Annotated in this window: 14 protein-coding genes; 9 read left to right on the top strand and 5 right to left on the bottom strand. The window is 37.9% G+C overall.

The features are described from left to right. Positions 1-58 precede the first annotated feature (58 nt). From xerA to D8852_RS08220, 6 genes are read left to right on the top strand one after another with little or no spacing between them, the layout of a single operon-like run. The gene (gene xerA / locus D8852_RS08245; RefSeq protein WP_125425747.1) at positions 59-1,024 is read left to right on the top strand and encodes a site-specific tyrosine recombinase/integron integrase; all 966 of its coding nucleotides are present in this window, start codon (positions 59-61) and stop codon (positions 1,022-1,024) included. Next, positions 969-1,631: a restriction endonuclease subunit S gene (locus tag D8852_RS08240; RefSeq protein WP_125425745.1), complete on the top strand. Its 663-nt coding sequence runs from the start codon at positions 969-971 to the stop codon at positions 1,629-1,631. Before xerA ends, D8852_RS08240 begins: the two co-directional genes overlap by 56 nt. A gap of 28 nt (positions 1,632-1,659) precedes the next feature. Next, positions 1,660-5,010 (top strand): DEAD/DEAH box helicase family protein, encoded by a 3,351-nt coding sequence (locus D8852_RS08235; RefSeq protein WP_125425743.1) that lies wholly within the window; start codon positions 1,660-1,662, stop codon positions 5,008-5,010. Between the two features lie 17 nt (positions 5,011-5,027). Continuing rightward, positions 5,028-5,801 (top strand): DNA polymerase beta superfamily protein, encoded by a 774-nt coding sequence (locus D8852_RS08230; protein ID WP_125425741.1) that lies wholly within the window; start codon positions 5,028-5,030, stop codon positions 5,799-5,801. 8 nt (positions 5,802-5,809) lie between these two features. After that, positions 5,810-6,862, top strand: coding sequence for a hypothetical protein (locus D8852_RS08225; RefSeq protein WP_125425739.1), 1,053 nt, complete (start codon positions 5,810-5,812; stop codon positions 6,860-6,862). 17 nt (positions 6,863-6,879) lie between these two features. Next, on the top strand, positions 6,880-7,500 hold the full coding sequence (locus D8852_RS08220) for a tetratricopeptide repeat protein (protein WP_125425737.1): 621 nt from the start codon (positions 6,880-6,882) through the stop codon (positions 7,498-7,500). 676 nt (positions 7,501-8,176) lie between these two features. Here the strand turns inward: D8852_RS08220 and D8852_RS08215 are convergent. The 3 genes from D8852_RS08215 to D8852_RS10195 are packed head-to-tail and all read right to left on the bottom strand — an operon-like array spanning position 8,177 to position 10,026. Continuing rightward, on the bottom strand, positions 8,177-8,992 hold the full coding sequence (locus tag D8852_RS08215; protein ID WP_125426242.1) for a TIGR03943 family putative permease subunit: 816 nt from the start codon (positions 8,990-8,992) through the stop codon (positions 8,177-8,179). Further along, positions 8,989-9,894: a permease gene (locus tag D8852_RS08210; protein ID WP_125426245.1), complete on the bottom strand. Its 906-nt coding sequence runs from the start codon at positions 9,892-9,894 to the stop codon at positions 8,989-8,991. Before D8852_RS08210 ends, D8852_RS08215 begins: the two co-directional genes overlap by 4 nt. Beyond that, positions 9,895-10,026: an SPJ_0845 family protein gene (locus tag D8852_RS10195; RefSeq protein WP_125415907.1), complete on the bottom strand. Its 132-nt coding sequence runs from the start codon at positions 10,024-10,026 to the stop codon at positions 9,895-9,897. It lies immediately after the preceding gene. Positions 10,027-10,156: 130 nt separating this feature from the next. On the opposite strand from D8852_RS10195, the gene D8852_RS08200 reads away from it, so the two are divergent. From D8852_RS08200 to D8852_RS08190, 3 genes are read left to right on the top strand one after another with little or no spacing between them, the layout of a single operon-like run. Next, the gene (locus tag D8852_RS08200) at positions 10,157-12,286 is read left to right on the top strand and encodes a Tex family protein (protein ID WP_125426248.1); all 2,130 of its coding nucleotides are present in this window, start codon (positions 10,157-10,159) and stop codon (positions 12,284-12,286) included. Next, complete coding sequence (locus D8852_RS08195; protein ID WP_125426251.1) at positions 12,273-12,716, top strand: SprT family protein; 444 nt, start codon at positions 12,273-12,275, stop codon at positions 12,714-12,716. The genes D8852_RS08200 and D8852_RS08195 overlap by 14 nt, the downstream gene beginning before the upstream one ends. Before the next feature lie 59 nt (positions 12,717-12,775). Further along, on the top strand, positions 12,776-13,048 hold the full coding sequence (locus D8852_RS08190) for a PspC domain-containing protein (RefSeq protein WP_125426254.1): 273 nt from the start codon (positions 12,776-12,778) through the stop codon (positions 13,046-13,048). 104 nt (positions 13,049-13,152) lie between these two features. Here the strand turns inward: D8852_RS08190 and D8852_RS08185 are convergent, their stop codons facing one another. Both D8852_RS08185 and D8852_RS08180 read right to left on the bottom strand, forming a co-directional pair. After that, a complete protein-coding gene (locus tag D8852_RS08185) occupies positions 13,153-13,803 on the bottom strand; it encodes an ABC transporter ATP-binding protein (RefSeq protein WP_084911597.1) in 651 nt (216 codons plus the stop codon). Position 13,804: 1 nt separating this feature from the next. Further along, positions 13,805-15,799, bottom strand: coding sequence for a DUF1430 domain-containing protein (locus D8852_RS08180; RefSeq protein WP_125426257.1), 1,995 nt, complete (start codon positions 15,797-15,799; stop codon positions 13,805-13,807). Positions 15,800-16,090 lie beyond the last annotated feature (291 nt).

Below are 16,090 nucleotides of genomic sequence, written 5' to 3'. Positions count from 1 at the left end.
GATGCAGAAACTGATATTGCCTCTTTTTATTGATGAGTAATAATGAAAGTGAGAATTTATGGAATCAAAAGTTACAATTATCATACAAGAAATGTTACCACTTTTAAACAATGAACAATTACTAGCATTGAGAGAGAGTTTAGAACGCCATCTAGTGGATGGAAAAAAGCAGCAAAAGTATTCGAATAATTATCTGTTGCAACTATTCATCACTGCTAAGCAGGTGGAGGGCTGTAGCGCAAAAACAATACGTTATTATCAGAGAACAATTGAAAATTTGTTTCATCATAGTAAGGAGTCTGTGACACAACTGACAACAGATGATTTAAGAAGTTATCTAGCAAATTATCAGTCTGAAAAGGACTGTAGTAAGGCGAATTTGGATAATATTCGGCGTATATTGTCTTCTTTTTTTGCTTGGCTTGAACAAGAGGAATATATCATCAAGAATCCTATTCGAAGGATTAAAAAAATTAAGACAGAACAAACTGTAAAAGAAACTTATACGGATGAACATCTGGAAATTATGCGGGATAACTGTGAAAATTTAAGAGATTTGGCAATGATTGACCTACTAGCATCAACAGGTATGCGTGTAGGAGAACTGGTCCAATTGAATCGTTCTGATATCGATTTTGAAAACAGAGAGTGTGTTGTTTTTGGAAAAGGAAAAAAAGAAAGACCCGTATATTTTGATGCTCGTACGAAAATTCATTTAAGAAACTATCTCAATGATAGAAAAGATAGCTATCCTGCTCTTTTTGTAACGCTAGTTGGAAAAGCTCAGAGACTTGGAATTGCGGGTGTCGAGATTCGATTGAGAAAGTTAGGACATAAACTTGGAATACAAAAGGTTCATCCACATAAATTCAGAAGAACCTTAGCGACTAAGGCGATTGATAAAGGAATGCCTATCGAACAAGTCCAAAGACTACTAGGTCACAGCAAAATTGACACTACCCTTGCCTATGCCATGGTCAACCAAAGCAATGTTAAATATTCGCACCAAAAATTCATCTCTTAAATGCAAATCCCGATTTAACGAGATGTTTGGGGATCCTGTTTTGAATGATATGGGTTGGGAAAGATGTCGATTAAAAGATATATCAGTAGAAAAGTTAGCATACGGTTCAGGCGCGTCAGCAATTGAATTTTCAGGATTAAGATATATTCGTATAACCGATATTGATACTTGTGGAAATTTAAAACCTGAAAAGAAATCACCTAGCCAATTTGACGAAAAATATTTATTAAATACAGGTGATATATTGTTTGCTCGAAGTGGTGCTACAGTTGGTAAAACTTTTTTATATTCGAAGAAGAAGCATGGTCCGGCACTATATGCAGGATACTTGATTAGACTGATACCTAATCATTCCCTAGTGAACCCTATTTTTGTTTATCACTTTACAAAGACAAAGTACTATAATGATTTTATTGCTAAAGTTCAGAATGCAGTTGCGCAGCCAAATATTAATGCAAAACAATATAGTGAACTAGATTTCATCCTCCCCCCTCTTTCCCTCCAAAACGAGTTCGCAGACTTTGTGGCTCAGGTCGACAAATCACAATTTGCTTGTGGGATAGTTATAAAACTGTGGAGAAATAGCTTGAAATCTAGTATAATATAGCTATCTATTTATTCAAAGTGAGAGAAAAATGGGAAATTTTGATTTTCTTTTAAATAACGAAGAGTATGAATCTTTTTCAAAGCCTTGTATAGAAGCTGAAAATATGATTGCGACATCTACTGTGGCTACTGCTTTTATGGCGCGTCGTGCTTTGGAGCAGGCTGTTCATTGGATATATAGTCACGATTCATATCTAGAAGCTCCCTATCGTGCTACTTTATCTTCTTTGGTATGGGATGATGATTTTAGAGAGATTGTGGATCCTGAGCTCCACAGGCAGATTGTTCTTTTAATTCGATGGGGAAATCACGCTGCACATGGTGGAGAAATTAAGGAACGAGAAGCGATTTTGGCTTTGCATCATTTGTATCAGTTTGTCAATTTTATTGATTATTGCTACAGTAACAAGTTTGCGGAGCGTTATTTCGATGAGAAGTTATTGCCACTTACAGCAAACATCAAGTTTCGAGAAACGCCACAATCTATGGCGAAATTACAAAACAGTTTGCCAGATCTTCCTGATTTCGATGAACAGATGGCTAGTCAGTCCTTGGCTGTTCAAGAGACTTATACTGAAAAACGTGAAACAGCAGCTCTACGGCAAGATGTATCTTTCCATATCGATCAACTATCTGAATCAGAGACAAGAAAACTCTTTATTGATATCGATCTCCGTTTAGCAGGTTGGACATTTGAGGAAAACTGTCGTGTTGAGGTAGCCGTTCATGGTTTGAAGCATGGTACAGGAACTGGATACTGTGACTATGTCCTTTATGGCAAAAATGGGAAAGTTCTAGCAATTGTTGAAGCTAAAAAGGCATCTGTAAATCCAGAAGTAGGGGAAGTACAGGTCAAGGAATATGCTGAAGTTCTTGAGAAACAAATCGGCTATCGGCCAATTTGCTTTATTACCAACGGTTTGAAGCACTACATACTTGATGGTGTTAATCGTCGCCAGATTGCAGGGTTCTACTCTCAAGAAGAGTTGCAACTGTTGATGGACAGACGTCACTTGCAAAAACCACTCGAGGATATTTCTAGCAAAATTAGGGACGACATTTCTGGACGTCATTATCAGAAACATGCGATTACAAGTGTCTGTGAAGCATTCTCCAATAATCGGAGACAGGCACTCTTGGTCATGGCAACTGGGTCTGGGAAAACCCGCACAGCGGTTTCCCTAGTTGATATCCTTTCGCGTCATAACTGGGTAAAAAATGTTCTTTTTTTGGCTGATAGAACTTCCCTAGTTAAGCAAGCTTATGATTCATTTAGGAAATTACTTCCAGATCTTTCAGTTTGCAATTTCTTAGAGGATAAAGATGGTGCTCGATCTAGTCGAATGGTTTTTTCAACCTATCCGACTATGATAGGGGCGATCAGTGATCAAGAAGAAGTAAATCAACGCCCCTTCACTGTTGGGCACTTTGATCTCATCATAATTGACGAGTCTCACCGTTCTATTTATCAGAAATACAAATCAATTTTTGATTATTTTGATGCAAGGATTGTAGGATTAACTGCCACTCCGCGTCAAGATTTGGATAAAAATACCTATAGTTTCTTTAACTTGGAGAATGGTGTTCCAACATACGCATACGATCTGGAAGAGGCTGTCAAAGATGGCTATTTAGTAGCTTATCATTCGATTGAAACGAAGTTGAAACTACCTACGGATGGTCTACATTACGATGATTTATCTCAAGACGAAAAAGAATATTTTGATAGTCAATTTGAAGATGGTAGTTCTGAGAAAGATATTGATCCTAAGGATTTTAATACCTCTATTTTCAATAGAAAAACAGTTAAAATTGTTCTAGATGAACTAATGACAAGAGGGATTCAGACAGCTTCAGGTGACGCAATTGGTAAAACCATTATCTTTGCTAAAAACCATCGACACGCTGAATACATCAGAGATATTTTTAACGAACGCTATCCTGAAAAAGGAAGCGATTATGCTCAAGTGATTGATTATAGCATTAAGCATTATCAAACCTTAATTGATGATTTTAAAATTAAGGAGAAATACCCTCAAATTGCAATTTCTGTTGATATGTTGGATACAGGTATTGATGTACCAGAGGTTGTTAATTTAATCTTTTTCAAGAAAGTGCGTTCTAAAACTAAGTTTTGGCAGATGATTGGCCGTGGAACCCGTCTTTGTAAAGATTTATTCGGCCCTGAGCAGGATAAGGAAAATTTCTTGGTATTCGATTATGGTGATAATTTTGAATATTTCAAAGCTGATCCAAGAGAAGGAGATGGTCGTCACATTGTTTCTCTGACTCAACGTTTGTTTAACACCAAGGTGGACTTGATTCGTGAACTGCAGGAGCTTCGTTATCAAGATGATCAGTTTGCTAGAGAATACCGTCAACAACTCGTCTCAGAACTTCATGGACGTATGGTGAGCTTAAATGAGTTAGACTTTAGGGTTCGTATGGTCTTAGATACAGTTTATACTTACAGAAAGTTGGAAAATTGGCAAAATCTAACGACCGTCACAAGTGAAACAATCCAGAAAGATCTTTCTCCGATTCTATTTGAAGAAAATAAAGAAGACGAGATGGCGAGACGATTTGATTTATGGCTGTTTCAGATACAGTTAGGACAACTGTTGGCTAAGCCAGCAACTGTCCATATATCTCAAGTTATGAAAACAGCTAAAGCCCTTGCTAGGGTTGGCAATATCCCACAGGTTTTTGCACAGGCTGAAATTATCAGGAAAGTACAAGAACCTGAATTTTGGGAAGAAGTTAGTTTATCCGAGTTGGAAAAAATACGCCTTGCGCTTCGAGATTTACTACAGTTTCTGGATAAACCGGAACGCACTGTATATTATGTCAATTTTGATGATCACATTCTTTCCACTGTCCATGATACTAAGCCATATTTACAAGTCAATGACCTACGATCTTATAATGAAAAAGTTGAACATTATTTGAGAACTCATCTAGATGATGAAGCAATTTCTAAGTTATACCATAATGAAAAATTGACCTCTCAGGATTTACTTGCACTTGAAACATTGTTATGGGAAAAATTAGGTAGCAAGTCAGATTACCAACAACATTATGAAAATAAGGCAATTCCTAGATTGGTTCGTGAGATTATTGGTTTGGATAGAGAGTCTGCCAATCAAGTTTTTTCTAAATTTTTATCGGATGAGAGTCTCAATGCCAAGCAGATTTCCTTTGTGAAATTGATTGTAGATTACATTGTAGAAAATGGTTGTTTGGAGACTAAAGTTTTAACACAAGAGCCGTTTAAATCGTATGGTTCGGTTCAACTACTCTTTCAACACCAACTCCCTATACTTCGTAATATTGTCCAAACAATTGAACTCATCAATGATCGAGCTGGAGAAGCAGCGTAAATAATAAGAGGTTATAAATGCAAACGCAAGAAGAAATGAATATTCTGGTACCTGAAAAATTAGCAGAAATTGAGCGTGATTATGGAGTCACAGTTTTGTGGGCTATCGAGTCTGGTAGTCGTGCATGGGGCTTTGAGTCTCCTGATAGTGACTTTGATGTACGATTTATCTACAAACACAAGCGAGATTTTTATCTCCATTTGAATGAACAGCGTGATGTTATCGAGTTACCAATTGACGATACTTGGGATGTGAGCGGTTGGGATTTAGACAAAACTTTAAAACTCCTTTATAAGTCAAATCCTACACTGTTTGAATGGTTACAGTCGCCAATTGTTTATCAACAAACGGATTTTATCGAACGTATACGTCCTCTTGCAAACCAGTATTTTTCAGAGAAAAAAATGCTCTACCATTACTTGAATACTGCTAGAACTCAAATGAATAAGTATCTTTCTGGAGACAAGGTCAAACCTAAAAAGTATTTCTACGTGCTGCGTCCCATTTTGGCTTGTCGTTGGATAGAAAAATACCATTCAGTCCCTCCGATTTTATTTGACGATTTGGTCAAAGAATTGCTTCCGTCTCAAATGAAGGAGCATGTGTCAAGTTTGCTTAATATCAAGGTAAACGGTCCTGAAGGTATGGAAATTGATCCGATTAAGCCAATTCAAGATTATATTTTAGATAATATCCAAGAGCTTGATGTATACGTTCAAAGCGTTACTGAGATGAAGAAAGACTGGAAAGCTCTAAATCAATTTTTCCTTGAAGAATTAAGTTACGACTGAGGTTGTTTATGGGGAAATGGACATGTAAATGCGGGCAAGCAATGAACGACCACCTAGCGCCCGATCCAAATGCTTATTCAGTTTATTTGGATGAGTTGTTTGAAGAAATCATGAATAAAGCTGACGACCATAATAAAATTTCTTATGATGATATTTCAGAAGCTTCTTTTTATATGTGGAAGTGCCCTGAGTGTGGAAGCTTCATGGTTTTTGGCGAAGACGGGGATGGAGATCGCTTTACTTTTTATGAGCGCCAAGAAGTAGAAAAGGTAGAGCCTCTCTTTGATCCAGATCAAGAGCTAAATCTTGTTGTGGTTGAGTTTCAGGAGGGAGGGAATGGCTATACTTATATCTGCGATGACCCAAATATCCATATTGGGCACGCTGTTATTGTCCCAGTAGGGAAAGAAAATACTGAAAAAACTGCTTTAGTTGTACAGAAGTATCATGCCCTACCAAAGGATATTACCTTTCCTGTTGAAAAGTTAAAACGTGTCATCCGTAGGTATTCACATTTCGACCCATTCACTTCGAAAATCGTTTGTAGAAATTTAATTAAGCTTGGAAGAATTCTTGATGCTTGCTCTAAAAATGCTAAACCTGTCACTCAGCAAACATATCATGGTATCAAAACTCCCTTAGGTTATTTCTGGTTAGAATTAAATGGAGTTCCAATTCCAATGAAAATCACACAGATTCAAGTCAAAGATAAAAAGTACCAAGTGGATGGCGCCCTTTATATAAAGCCTTTAGAGATTAACTGTAGAAGATTCTATGAGCTGGAATTATGTGCAGATTTTGATATTGATGCCTCTAGATGGATTGATGTTCTTTCTGATGAAAATGCTTGGGGCAATAGCTGGGAACTAAATGGTCTTCAATTTGGTATTACTGCAGGGGAATCTCCAGAATTTGAAGACGAAGTTGCTGCAAGAAAATATAGCCGTATCCCACTTTATTATGACTGGCACCCTGAATTTGAAGATTATTATGGATTCAGTTTAGCTTGGAAAAAATACGAATCTGATAGCGATTTATCAATAGATTTCTATACAACGTAAGATGCAGGAGAATAAGCATGAATCAAGCATGGGAATTATTGTTTGAAGGAAAAATTGAAGAGGCTAAAAAATTAGTTGAAGCTGATTTTTCTTTGGAAACTTGCACTAATTTTAGTTTATTAAATTTGATGGGCTATATCTATCTTGAAGAGCAAAATTATAGCGAGTGCTTAAGTATTTACCAGCATTATATTGACTTAGCCCGAACTAAAAGTGACCAAGAAAATGAACATATTGGTTATCATCAGTTAGCGATGATTTACAGGGAAATGGGTCATTTTCAAAAAGCTCTACTCTATATCGATCAGGAAATACAAATTATAAAAAAATATTTTCCCAATGATGCTTTGAAATTTTCTGTTAACAACTATGAACAAGGCTACCTTCGTTTAAAGTTGGGAAATCTAGAAGAGGCAGAAAGATATATGCAAGAATCCCTAGATTTTGCTTTGACAACTGAGGACTTCATTGCCCAAGCATGTTCCTATAGAGGGATGGGAGAGATTTATCTGAAGCAAAATTCAAATAAATCACGAGATTATTTTTATCAATCTATTCAACTCTTTGAAAAAGCTGAGGATAAAATTGGAGCAGACGAGGTAAGAGCTTTATTACAAAATGGGAAGCAGTCCGACTGAGCTGAAGAAAAACAGTAAAAAGCAGAGATTCATGACGCAGAAAAGAGGCTAGTTTATAATTTCAACTACTGGAAGTTATGAACTAGCTTCAAAAGTTTGACAGAAAAAATCCAGTTATGGGACTTAGTGCATTTATATTATGTCTTCATTTTACAGAAACCGAAAGTAAATAACTATTTTTAATATAAAATTTTGTCTTTTATCATATTTTTTTGAAAAAAGCTAGTAATTTGACTGAAAAAATTTGCAATTCTCCACAAGAAAATATATAATATAGTTGAGATGGAAAAACGTTTTTAAAAGGAGGTGCACATTATGTTCTTAGGATTCTACTTCCGTTTTTGGTTCAGCATTTGGTGGCGTTAATAGAGGTTAGTGGTTGTTAAATTAAACTCAAATAGCTTTATGCCAGTAAGAAACTGAAATATTCAGTTTAATATGAGTTTTATTTTTTCTAGTAAATCAACGTTTTCTATCACAACTCTATTGCAGTTAAGCTATGATATGTGATGATTGTCAACCCTATCTTGTTAACATTTTTATGGTCTCGAGAAATCTTATTTCTTGGGACTTTTTCTATTGTTTGAAAGATTGTGTGTTGATTTTGTTGAACTAGGAGAACAAAAAAGACAAGCTACTTTAAAAAGTAATTTGTCTGTTGTTGGATCACTTTTTATTAAAACACGCGATAAACGTAAGGATTTTCTGGTTTGTCTACTTTTGTGAAACTCTCAACTTCCAGTGTTGGGAGTTTTTGTTTGAGTTCTTTATGATAGTGGAGAGTGAGAGTTCCTTTGGCAGTAATCCAGGTATTGTCAGGATACTGGCGTGAGTTTCCCTTAGTCAGGAGTCCATATACTCCAGAGTCTGCGATACAGTGGATGATTCCAAAGCGAAAGAGGAATTGGCTATCTGGGTGGCTAGGGTCGTTATAGACAAAGCCTGTAAACGCGATTTTCTTTCCTTCAAACTCTTGAGGGTAGTCATAGAGAATTTCCATGACCTCCATATAGTTTTCATCAGTAACTTGAATGGTTGGCTGGGAGAGGTATTTATCAGCTGTAGCCCTCATTTCCTTTTCATAAGCAGATTTTGAAAAATAGGTACTGGTATCGGGTTTAAGGTATTGACTGGATGTGCCTTCGCTTGCCTGAATGGCTGTGTTGATTCCCTCAGCAAGTGGGAAATGATATCCCTTAGCAGATACGGTTCTCGAGTCCAAACTTACTGTCGGAAAGGCAACTCCAATCAACAGAGGTAGTGACAGTAACAGGATGCTGATTCGTCTAGCTCGACGACTTTCCAAATGGCTGTGAGAGTTGATTTTCTTAATCCAGATATAGAATTGGACCAGAGCCAACAGAAGAGAAAGGAGCATGGAGATATAGACTAGATAGGAATAGTGGAGGTTGATGTAGTGACTGAGCTTGCCAGATAGCTGCAGATACAGAGTTAGGGCAAAATAACCAAGTAAAATGAAAAATCGGATCATAGCATCACTCCTATCATGTAAGAATAAAGCAAGACAAGCACTGTCACGATGCCCATGAATTGCCAGATGAAGCGCGCTTTGAGATAGTGTTTCATCATGAGAAGATTTTTGATATCAAGCATGGGGCCAATGACCAGAAAGGCAAGGACTGGCGCTAGGCCGAAGCTCGAGAGGAGAGAAGCACCGATAAAGGCGTCCGCCTCGCTACAAAGAGAGAGGAGAAAGGCAAGAAACATGAGCAAGAGAATCGCAAGGACTGGATTAGCACTGATAGAGGTCAGGATCCGAGTTGGGACATAGACCTGTACGATAGCTGCAAAGAGACAACCAAAGACCAAGTAACGCCCCATATCGAAAAACTCGTCAATAGCTTGTATAAAGACCTGAAAGACTTTTCTAGCAGGAGTCAAGTGTGAAAAGTCATGTTCATGACAAGTAATAGAATTCTCTTTTTGAATGGGTTCCTTCCAGAAAAATCCTAGGAAAATCCCCAGAACCAAAGCAATCACAATAGCTCCCAGAGATCGCAAGAAGGTAATTTTTAAGGAATTACCAAAGGCAGAATAGGTAGCGAAAAGAACGATAGGATTGATGATGGGAGCAGTCACCAGAAAGGGAACGGCTGTGTAGCTAGGGACTTTCTTTTCCAGAAAACGATTGATAATCGGTACGATTCCACACTCACAAGAAGGAAAGAGAAAGCCAATGAAGGTACCAAAAAAGATTCTTCCCCAACGATTGCGAGGAAGAAACTCATAAACTTTATCAGGTGTGATATAGACCTCAATCACCCCCGAAATGAGACTCCCAATCAGGACAAAAGGAAGGGATTCGATGATGATAGAGAGAAAAATAGCTCCCGCTTGTAAGATGCTAGGAGGAAGAGATTGAAAAATCGTCATCTATTTTTTCTTCTCAACTTTTTCTTTTTTGTCTTTATTATCTGGGAAAGTGACTTGTGTTAAGTCAGGAAGTTTAGCAAATTCTTCAAACATCTTGTCCAAGTCATCCGTTTTTGTAAATTTAACAGCCATGGGCTTACCTCTTTTCTAAATTCTACCTCTATTATACTATTATTTTGTGGAAATGGGATTATTTTGATAATCAAAGAGGTAAAAATAGGTAAGGGGAAACAAGGGCTGTTCCTTATGGTATAATAGTTTTATGGATAAAAAATATGAAAAAATCTCCCAAGATTTGGGTGTAACCTTAAAGCAAATCGATACTGTTCTAAGTTTGACGGCTGAAGGGGCGACGATTCCCTTCATCGCGCGTTATCGCAAGGATATGACTGGTAGTCTGGATGAAGTGGCGATTAAGGCTATTATCGACTTGGATAAAAGTCTGACAAATCTCAACGACCGTAAAGAAGCTGTCTTGTCTAAGATTCAAGACCAAGGCAAGCTAACAAAGGAATTGGAAACAGCTATTCTGGCAGCTGAGAAATTAGCAGATGTAGAAGAACTCTATCTTCCTTACAAGGAAAAGCGACGGACCAAGGCAACCATTGCCCGTGAAGCTGGACTCTTTCCTCTTGCTCGCTTAATCTTGCAAAACGTAGCTGACTTAGAGAAAGAGGCCGAAAAGTTTGTCTGTGAAGGATTTACGACTGGTCAAGCAACCTTAGCTGGTGCAGTTGATATCTTGGTAGAAGCCTTATCAGAAGATGTCAACTTGCGCTCACTGACCTATCAGGAAGTGCTGAGACACTCTAAAATCACTTCACAAGTCAAGGATGAAAGTCTCGATGAGAAGCAAGTTTTTCAGATTTATTACGATTTCTCAGAGACAGTTGGCAACATGCAGGGATATCGTACCTTGGCGCTCAACCGTGGGGAGAAACTAGGTGTCTTAAAAGTCGGCTTTGAACATGCAACGGATCGTATTCTATCTTTCTTTGCCGCTCGTTTCAAGGTGAAGAATGCCTATATTGATGAAGTGGTTCAGCAATCTGTTAAGAAAAAAGTCTTGCCTGCTATTGAGCGACGCATTCGGACAGAATTGACTGAGAAAGCAGAAGAAGGGGCGATCCAACTCTTTTCGGATAATCTGCGTAATCTCCTCTTGGTTGCTCCGCTAAAAGGGCGCGTGGTTCTAGGATTTGACCCTGCCTTTCGTACAGGTGCCAAGCTGGCTGTCGTTGATGCGACGGGGAAAATGCTGACGACACAGGTCATCTATCCTGTTAAACCAGCCTCTGCTCGTCAGATTGAAGAAGCCAAGCGAGACTTAGCCGACCTGATCGGTCAATACGGTGTAGAGATTATTGCCATCGGAAATGGTACTGCAAGCCGTGAAAGTGAAGCCTTTGTGGCGGAAGTTCTGAAAGATTTTCCAGAAGTCAGCTATGTTATTGTCAATGAAAGTGGCGCTTCTGTCTACTCTGCCAGTGAACTTGCTCGTCAAGAGTTTCCAGACTTGACCGTTGAAAAACGATCGGCTATCTCTATCGCCCGTCGTTTGCAAGATCCCCTTGCCGAATTGGTCAAAATCGATCCTAAGTCAATCGGTGTCGGGCAATACCAGCACGATGTTAGTCAGAAGAAACTATCTGAAAGTCTGGATTTTGTCGTGGATACCGTGGTTAACCAGGTTGGCGTCAATGTCAATACAGCCAGCCCAGCACTTCTCTCCCATGTAGCTGGACTCAATAAAACTATCTCTGAAAATATTGTCAAATATCGTGAGGAAGAAGGAAAAATCACTTCACGCGCCCAAATCAAGAAGGTTCCTCGTCTAGGGGCCAAGGCCTTTGAACAGGCAGCTGGTTTCCTCCGTATTCCGGAAAGTAGCAATATCCTCGATAATACTGGAGTTCACCCAGAGAACTATGCTGCGGTTAAGGAGCTCTTCAAACGCTTGGATATCAAGGATTTGAATGAAGAAGCACAAAATAAGCTTAAGTCCCTTTCAATAAAAGAAGTGGCGCAAGAACTGGACCTTGGCCCAGAAACCCTTAAAGATATCATTGCCGACCTTCTCAAACCAGGTCGTGACTTTCGTGACTCTTTTGATGCACCTGTTCTTCGTCAAGATGTTCTGGATATCAAAGACTTAAAAGTCGGCCAGAAGCTGGAAGGTGTGGTGCGTAATGTCGTTGACTTCGGTGCCTTTGTTGATATCGGAATTCACGAGGACGGCTTGATTCATATTTCTCATATGAGTCGTAAATTTATCAAACATCCCAGCCAAGTGGTGTCAGTCGGAGATTTGGTAACGGTTTGGGTCAAGAAAATCGATACTGAACGTGAAAAAGTCAATCTGTCGCTCCTAGCTCCAGATGAATCTAACTGAGTACGTTAAGTCTGTTTCCCTAGAAGACTTTGGTAGACCTTTCACTCACCAAGCCCAGTGGAATTCTCGTCTGCGAACGACAGGTGGACGATTTTTCCCCAAGGATGGTCATTTGGATTTTAATCCAAAGGTTTATAACGAACTAGGTTTGGAAGTCTTTCGCAAAATCGTGCGCCATGAACTCTGTCACTATCACCTTTATTTTCAAAAGAAGGGGTATCGCCACAAGGACCGAGATTTTAAGGAACTTTTGAAAGAAGTGGATGGACTGCGCTTTGTTCCCCCTTTGAAAGCCCAAAGTACCTACCTAGTCTATCAGTGCCAATCCTGCCAGCAATCCTATCAACGCAAGAGAAAGATTGACACGAAACGCTATCGCTGTGGCGTCTGTCGAGGTAAACTCGTCATCTTAAATCGGCCTAAGGACTGATGTTGATAGTTCTGATTCATGCTATACTACTTGTAAGAATACCGAAAGAGGAAACAATCATGAATACAAAATTTTATAAATTGAGACGAAATCGTATGGTGTCAGGAGTTTTAGCTGGTCTATCAGACAAGTGGAAACTTGATGTAACCCTAGTCCGTTTTCTCTTCGCCATTTTTACTGTGGCAAATTTTGGAATTGGTGTGATTATTTACATCATCCTCGCCTCTATCCTACCAACTAAGGAAGAGATTGAAGCAGAAATGTATGGAACAGGACCACGCAAACGCAAGGAAGCCGAGGCCATTGAAGATAATGATGGCTGGTTTTGGTGAGATTTAACAGGGAAAATTTATTATTTGCACTATGTTACTTAAAAGAAGTAGCATAAATGACTGAAAATCCCTTGTGGTTATTTAGCCACAAGGGATTTTGATATTTAAGTATATTCTTTTCCATCTTGAGAGAGATGAATTACCTGATCAGCCATTTTCCAAATACTAGGATTGTGAGTTGCGATGATAATTGTTCTATTAGCATTACGAAGTTCAAGGAGAATTTCCATAATTTCCTTGGAATTTTTTGGATCTAGCGAGGCGGTAGGCTCATCGGCTAAAATTAAAGGAGGATCTTTCAGGATAATCTTAGCAAGCGCTACGCGTTGAGCTTCACCACCAGATAATTCATAGATTTTTTGGTTGAGACTTAGATAATCCAGTCTGACAGCTTGCAGTGCTTGAAGAAGAAGTCTCTCTTTTTCTTGTTTCTTGTTCTGTTTTTTACCAATCAGTCCCAGCTCAAGGTTTTCTCGAATGGTCTGACTTTCTAATAGTCCGAAGTTCTGGAAGAGATAACCTAGCTCGTTACGATAGAATTCCTCATTTTTTAGTGAAGTCAAAGACTTTTCTTTGTAAACGATTTCTCCTTTGTCGAAAGTCTCTAGTTTTGCAAGCATATTGAGCAAAGTGGTTTTTCCACAACCACTGTCTCCTATCAAAGCATACACCATACCACTTTGAAAATTCAGATTCAAGTCTGAAAAAATAATACGAGAACCAAATTGTTTCCAAATATGTTGCAATTCAATCATGCTATCCTCCTTTGATAATGCTAACATAGGTTTTGCTTTCCTTCTTATCAAAGATCTTCAATAGAAGAACGGCTAAACTTAAAAAGCTGAAAAATAGGATCAGGGTAATCCAGATATTCTTAGAAATAATGAAAGCTAGACTACTTCCGAGAAAGAGAGCTGCTATTTGAGAAGTGATATATCTATTGTGTAATTCAAAGAAATAATAGCCTGCTATTTTTTTCAAGAATATGGTTTTGCGAAAGGCTTCAAAATAGAGCAGATTTAAACTTGTAAACAGCAAAATTGAAGTCAAAATAGCAAACATAGCACTCGCTAAGTTACTAAAAATTTCGATTTTAATTTTTTGATTTAACTGGAGATAGGTTTCCCTAGCAGACGATAGTCCTGAGACCATTTGATCAAGTTGATAGTGTTTCAAAAGTTCTTGTGTCTGGTGGAGGTCTGTAAAATAGAGATATTCTAGATTTGTAAACCAGAAGATGGAGGAAACCTTACCAAGTGCTTTAGGAGAAAGCACAAGAAAGATGGGATTTAATAACCATTGATCATAAGCGATATGGGTGGTATTATAAATGAATACATCTTTTTTTTGATCAGTATAAGTTATACTAACTTCGACTCTATGCTTTGTATCACTACTGTATAATTGATTAGTTAAATCTTCTTGTATGTTTTGTTTTATTTGTTCCTCATTTTTCTTTTGTTCTTGAGGTAGTATTACAAGAACCTGTCCATCTTTTAGATTATTGATTTTTTTAAAGGTTTCTGATGTTAACTCTATACCTTCTTTTTTGAAGTAGTCAGGTGTTACATAGAGAATATTTTTCCCTTCCAAGTCATAGGGATTTTGTTCAGAATCATTATGAGTTGAAAGAGAATGTTTTATAGCTTGAATAGCGAGATTATGTTTGACTAGAAAGGCATTTCCATTTTCTAAAGAATATTGAATAAAGTCAAACCATTTATCAGCATTTGTCTGCAGTTCATCTAAATTTTTCATCTGACTGGAACGCCCTGTTTTAAGAGTAACAACATTGGAGCGTTGTTCCCAAGTAGCTTGTCCAGCCTCATTTTTCTCAAGTATATGATAGTAAGTAGACATACGTCCAAATCCTACAATAACCAGTAGAATGGCAAGTACCTGACCAAAGTAGAGAATGCGTAGAATTGACTTGATTGGTAATTTACCTTTGATGATAGAGAGGAGATGGACTTTTTTTAAAGAAATGGTAAAAAGAAAGGCAATTAGAAGACTAAGTAAGAGAAGTAGGCTATTGTAAAGAATAAAAAGTATTCCTAGAAAAGTCTGAACTTCATAAGGATATCCCAAGGAAATGAGCAAGATACATGCTATCAGCAAAGCAGGTAGACCAAAAAGAAGGATATCAAGTCCGTCTCTTGCGAGAGAACGAAAGAAGAGATAGCTCAGTCGCTCTCCAGAAATCAATCTAATCCCTGACTGAGAAAGAGATTGAATCTGACCAATAACAATCAAAGCTAAGAAAGTCAGTAAAAAGATTAACATACTGATGAGCTGATCAGGTTGGGTAAAGAGGGCAAGTACAAAGGATACTCTGTCATTTTCAAATGCATTCGCTTTTTCTAGTCCAAGTTCTTTCAGATGAGTGGCCAATTCTTGACTAGTTAGGGATCCGCTGATAATATTGTAGTTGTTGAGAAGATCGCTTTTGCGAATGCTTTCTTGACTTGCTGGAGGCATCCAGTCTGGGAGTTTCCCATCTCCAAAAACTTCGTAGTAAGTTTGTGATTTTCCATCACTATCTACTTCCCAAATGGTTCTTGCGATAAGACTATTATGTTCTTTAGCAAGACTATTTAATTCTTCTTTAACGGTAGAATAATCTGCTTGCCCACTTAATACTGCTGCACCCGGGAACAGGATTTGTGGAAGAGAGTCTTTCCAAAAGGACAGAGTGGCAATGAGAAAGAAAGTTAAAAGAAGATTGCTGATGAAGAGAAAAACACGTTTCATAGGAACCTCTTTCTAAAAAGAGGGGCTGAACCTCCCTCCTTATAGCAGTGATACGAATGATAGTTTAGCACTTTTAAAAATAATTAGCAGAAAGCCAATTCTTTTAAAAGATGTTAAAGAAAGCCTTTTCATAATTTAATTTTACTATTATTTTAAGAATAAAACAAGCAATGACAGGACTTCTTATAGTAGCTATTTTCAAAAAAATTCCTCAATCTTACAAAAATGTAAGATTAAAGTCTCTTTTGTAAGGTTAGGTTATGGCAGGCCGCCTTTTTTTGCGATAAACTA

This window comes from Streptococcus mitis, from assembly GCF_003942695.1.
Classification (GTDB): Bacteria; Bacillota; Bacilli; order Lactobacillales; family Streptococcaceae; genus Streptococcus; species Streptococcus mitis_BD.
This window is presented reverse-complemented; position numbering and strand designations above follow the sequence as displayed.

Excerpts from the sequence above, each read along its gene's own strand:
- D8852_RS08210 (WP_125426245.1), bottom strand. The coding sequence starts at position 9,894 with ATGACGATTTTTCAATCTCTTCCTCCTAGCATCTTACAAGCGGGAGCT.
- D8852_RS08195 (WP_125426251.1), top strand. The coding sequence starts at position 12,273 with ATGAATCTAACTGAGTACGTTAAGTCTGTTTCCCTAGAAGACTTTGGT.
- D8852_RS08230 (WP_125425741.1), top strand. The coding sequence starts at position 5,028 with ATGCAAACGCAAGAAGAAATGAATATTCTGGTACCTGAAAAATTAGCA.
- D8852_RS08220 (WP_125425737.1), top strand. The coding sequence starts at position 6,880 with ATGAATCAAGCATGGGAATTATTGTTTGAAGGAAAAATTGAAGAGGCT.
- xerA (WP_125425747.1), top strand. The coding sequence starts at position 59 with ATGGAATCAAAAGTTACAATTATCATACAAGAAATGTTACCACTTTTA.
- D8852_RS08225 (WP_125425739.1), top strand. The coding sequence starts at position 5,810 with ATGGGGAAATGGACATGTAAATGCGGGCAAGCAATGAACGACCACCTA.
- D8852_RS08180 (WP_125426257.1), bottom strand. The coding sequence starts at position 15,799 with ATGAAACGTGTTTTTCTCTTCATCAGCAATCTTCTTTTAACTTTCTTT.
- D8852_RS10195 (WP_125415907.1), bottom strand. The coding sequence starts at position 10,026 with ATGGCTGTTAAATTTACAAAAACGGATGACTTGGACAAGATGTTTGAA.
- D8852_RS08185 (WP_084911597.1), bottom strand. The coding sequence starts at position 13,803 with ATGATTGAATTGCAACATATTTGGAAACAATTTGGTTCTCGTATTATT.
- D8852_RS08240 (WP_125425745.1), top strand. The coding sequence starts at position 969 with ATGCCATGGTCAACCAAAGCAATGTTAAATATTCGCACCAAAAATTCA.
- D8852_RS08200 (WP_125426248.1), top strand. The coding sequence starts at position 10,157 with ATGGATAAAAAATATGAAAAAATCTCCCAAGATTTGGGTGTAACCTTA.
- D8852_RS08215 (WP_125426242.1), bottom strand. The coding sequence starts at position 8,992 with ATGATCCGATTTTTCATTTTACTTGGTTATTTTGCCCTAACTCTGTAT.
- D8852_RS08190 (WP_125426254.1), top strand. The coding sequence starts at position 12,776 with ATGAATACAAAATTTTATAAATTGAGACGAAATCGTATGGTGTCAGGA.
- D8852_RS08235 (WP_125425743.1), top strand. The coding sequence starts at position 1,660 with ATGGGAAATTTTGATTTTCTTTTAAATAACGAAGAGTATGAATCTTTT.